This window comes from Kitasatospora sp. NPDC093558 (genome assembly GCF_040683475.1).
Lineage (GTDB): Bacteria > Actinomycetota > Actinomycetes > Streptomycetales > Streptomycetaceae > Kitasatospora.
This window is the reverse complement of sequence record NZ_JBFBDY010000583.1, coordinates 1-3882: the sequence shown is the minus strand read 5'-3', so window position 1 is coordinate 3882 and position 3882 is coordinate 1. Positions and strand designations below refer to the sequence as shown.

Below are 3882 nucleotides of genomic sequence, written 5' to 3'. Positions count from 1 at the left end.
GTCGAGCGCGCGCAGAAGCTCGTCGACGCCGTCGGCGGGTGGCACATTTCTGCTCCGGACGGTCATGTCAACGGCTTGTCGAAAACCGGGACGCCACGGTGGGAGAGCTGGGAGGATCCGGGTGACATCACGCTCGGGGAGGAATTGGTGACGCTACGTAGGGATGCGTGGGCGATGCTGGAGACCGTCGCCGCTCAAGGCCCGGACGGCTGGCTGACCGGCAGTCAGCCCCTGGAGACACGGAACGCGGAGGTCACCGTCGTCCGCAACCTCGTGGACGCCGGCCTGTGCGAGTTCGCACCACCCGGCGTTCTCGAGACCCTCCCCATCGACGAGGCACACCCGACCTGGGCGGTGCGGATCACCGCGCTCGGGCAGGACGCCCTCCGATACCGGGACCACCAGGAGAATCCGGTCGAGCGCCCGGCCGGGTCCGAGCCCGACGCGGTGCCGGACACCGCGATCAGCGTCCGCGGTACCGATCTCGACCTCCTGCGCCGCGCCCTCGCCGACGCCGAAGCCGGCGCTCTCACCGGCGTGGACACCGCCGCGCTGGGCACCGCGATCGCCAAGGCGCGCCCCCGTCGACGGCTCCCGCCGCCACACCGTGGACGCCACCGACGCCGAACTCGCAGCGATCATGCGGGTGCTGTACCTGGAGTCCCTCTACCGCGACGCCTCCGGCTACCACCACGCCCTGCGCCACTCGGACCGGGCGGACGACATGCGCCTCCACCACGTGAAGGTACGGCCCATTCCTACCGCACGGCCGACGGCCGGCGCCCGGATCCCGGCACCGGGCCGAAGCGATCACTTCTCGGGTACGTCAGACCGGTAAGCCAGTTGCCCGGCGGGAACGAACAGAGCCCCCGGACCCTGCCAGCTACCGGTTTCTGGGCCCCTCCTCGCCGCCGCCAGGGCCCGCCAGGGCTCGCCCGTTGCCCTCGCCGGGATCGATCAGGAATCGAGAAGCCCTCCGGCGGTCCGGAACGTAGCGTGAACACGTCGCCGGGAGATCCGGCGCCGGTGGCCCGCCGCCGGACGACACCCATCAGGAGGAACCATGCCGTACGCCGTCGACTTCACGAACGTGTCCACCACCGGCCTGGAGTCGTCCCCGGTGGCGGAGGCGCTCGCCGGGCTGCGGGCCAACGAGGCGCGCTACTTCAGGAACAAGTACGACCACGAGTTCACCGTCCGGCCCGCGGGCGAGGCGCCCGAGGCGCTCGGCTGGGTGACCCGCATCCTCTCGGAGGAGCGCGGCATCGTCATCGGCGCCCGCCCGCTCGAGGTGACCGCCTTCGAGGTGGACGGGATCCGGATGGCCTACGTGTTCTACGAGTCCGGCCTGGCGATCAACGTGATGTACGGGATCGAGGACGGTTCGAAGCGCGCGGTGGGCTTCAAGCTCTCGGAAGGCATGGAGGTGCCCGAGGAACTGGCGTCGACGTTCAAGTTCGCGCACCAGCGGTCGAAGCTGGCGGGGGAGATCCGCGGCTCCTTCTTCGTGATCAAGGGTGAGTACTGAGGGGGGATCCGGGCGACCGGATCTCCCTCGGGGAGGGGACGCCCCTGGTCCTCCGGGAGGACGTGGCGCTGCCGTCCGTCGTTGAGCCTGGATGCATGACCACCGTCTCGAACACCCCTGCTCCGGCGCCCCGTTGGGCGGTCCGTGCCGCACACGCCACCGCCCTGACCACCGTGCCCTCGGGGCTGTGGCGGATCGCCCTGGCCCTCGGCGCTCCGGTCGGTTACGGCGACCAGGTGCTCCGCCACGACTTTCACATCCCCGGCTGGGGCATGGTCTACGTGATCGGGCTCAGCGTGGTCTCCGAGGCCTTCGCCCTGCTGACGCTCGGCCTGGTCCGCCCCTGGGGCGAGGTGGTGCCGCGCTGGATCCCGTTCATCGGCGGCCGACGCGTTCGCCCGCTCGCCGCCGTCGTCCCCGCCGCCCTCGGTGCACTGGCCCTCGTCCTCCTCTGGACCGACCTCGTGTTCTGGTGGAACAGCGACGAACAGCCGCCGATGCTCGGGCCCTGGCACACCATCGTGGGCATCCTCTACCTGCCCCTCGTCCTCTGGGGCCCGCTGCTCGCCGCCGTGACCGTCTCCTACTACCGCCGCCACCGCTGACCACGGAAGGCCAGAGCGGGACTGCCGATCGGTGGCGACCGGGATGCCCCTACACTCCCCATTCGACAGCACTGGCGTTCGAGTGCTGCGCTCGTGAGGGGGATACGGTGTCGACGGTCGTCGAAGCGCAGAAGGCCTGGAAGCTGCCCGCCGCCGACGGTTGGGCGGGGTGGCGCCCGTTGTGGTGGACGGTCGGGCACGCGGGGGAGCTCGCCGTTCTGCTGGTGCATCGGCGGCACCTCCGCCGGAGTCCGTACATCAAGGGCTGGGTCGGACGAGGCACCGAGGTCCCGTTCGACGGGCTGCTGGTGATCCGCCGGTCAGACGGGTCGGTGGAGCGCCGGATGGTCATGGACGTGCGGCAACGCGTCAGCCACATCGCGCTCCTTCCCGATGCGCGCCTTCTCCTCGTGCGCGGTCGGGCGGATACGGACGGCACGGGTCTGTGGCTGCCGAACGCCGTGGTGCGGTCGCCGGAGGGCGACGAGGAGAGCGCCTTCTGCATCGGGGACGACATACCGGTCCTGATGACCGATCGTGACGGGGCGATCTGGACGGCCTACGGCGACGAAGGGACCTGCGGTGCCCATCCGCAGTCGGTGGCCGGCCTCGCCGGCTGGAGTGCCGACGGCCAGGTGACGTGGGCGCCGAGGGGTCGCCTTCCCGACATGCCGCTGGAGGGTTGCACCGCGGCCACCGATGAGGACCGCGTGTGGCTGGCCTGGTACGGAGGCAGCAGCCGCGGGGGCACGCACCTGACGCGGATCACGCCCTCCACGGGCGAGGTGATCAGCCGGCGCAGCCCGGTCCGCGACCCGGACGGGTTCGCCGTGCGCGGCGACCGTGCGGTCCTGACCAGGCGCGATCACAACCGCCGCTCGACCGAGGTGGTCCGCGCCCGGCTGATCGGCGATGCCTGGACGGTGACCGACCGGCGCAAGATCCGCGTTCCCGGCCGGGTGGTCAAGTACTGCGGCCAGGGGCGCGACGGCACCCTGTGGCTCCGGGCCGGGGACACCTGGCTCCGCATCGAGGCGTGACCGTCCGGGGGATGCGCCGATCGCCCCGCTGAAAGGCTTTGCGGGCCCCGGCGTCCGGATGCTGAAGTGGCCCGGTGACCAACCACGATGACGCGGCGGCCATCCGGCCGTCGACCCTGGCCTGGGTGAACCGGCACCTGGACGTCGGCGAACGGATCGTCGGCGCCGAGGCGCTGCGCGGCGGCATCACCGCCGAGGTGCGCCGGCTGACCGTCGGCACGCGGGACGGCGGCACCCGTGACCTGGTGCTGCGGACCTTCGTCGACCCGTCCTACGTCGAGCGCGCCGAGGACTCGCTGCACCGGGAGGCCGGCGCCCTGGCGCTGCTGGCGGGGACGGACGTTCCGGCACCCGCGCTGGTCGCGGTCGATCCGACCGCCGCGCACTGCGAGTATCCGTCGCTCCTGATGACACACCTGCCGGGCCGGACGGCCCTCGGCGACGAGGGGGTGGAGGCACGCGTCCCCCTGCTGGCCCGGCAACTCGTGGCGATCCACGCGCTGCGACCCGCCCAACGGCCGCGCGCGTACGTGGCGTTGACGACGGCCGACAGCGTCGTGGTCCCGAGGGGCGCCGACGCGACGGCATGGGCGGCGGCGATCGACGTGATCCGCGAGCCCGCGCCGCCCTACGAAGGCCGGTTCCTGCACCGGGACTTCCAGCCCGGCAACGTGCTGTTCGACGTGCTGCCCCCGGGGGCGGCGGGCCC

General features: G+C 72.1%; 5 protein-coding genes. All 5 read left to right on the top strand.

Features of this window, described 5'->3' with window-relative positions; genetic code table 11:
* Positions 1-607 precede the first annotated feature (607 nt).
* On the top strand, positions 608-838 hold the full coding sequence (locus AB0O00_RS31910) for a hypothetical protein (RefSeq protein ID WP_363657711.1): 231 nt from the start codon (positions 608-610) through the stop codon (positions 836-838).
* Between the two features lie 225 nt (positions 839-1063).
* A complete protein-coding gene (locus tag AB0O00_RS31905; protein ID WP_363657709.1) occupies positions 1064-1528 on the top strand; it encodes a phage tail protein in 465 nt (154 codons plus the stop codon).
* A 95-nt stretch (positions 1529-1623) separates the two neighbouring features.
* Entirely contained in the window at positions 1624-2133 is a 510-nt protein-coding gene (locus AB0O00_RS31900) for a hypothetical protein (RefSeq protein WP_363657707.1), read from the top strand.
* A 107-nt stretch (positions 2134-2240) separates the two neighbouring features.
* On the top strand, positions 2241-3173 hold the full coding sequence (locus AB0O00_RS31895; protein WP_363657705.1) for a hypothetical protein: 933 nt from the start codon (positions 2241-2243) through the stop codon (positions 3171-3173).
* A 74-nt stretch (positions 3174-3247) separates the two neighbouring features.
* The coding region (locus AB0O00_RS31890) for a phosphotransferase (protein WP_363657704.1) at positions 3248-3882 on the top strand (635 nt) is incomplete at its 3' end.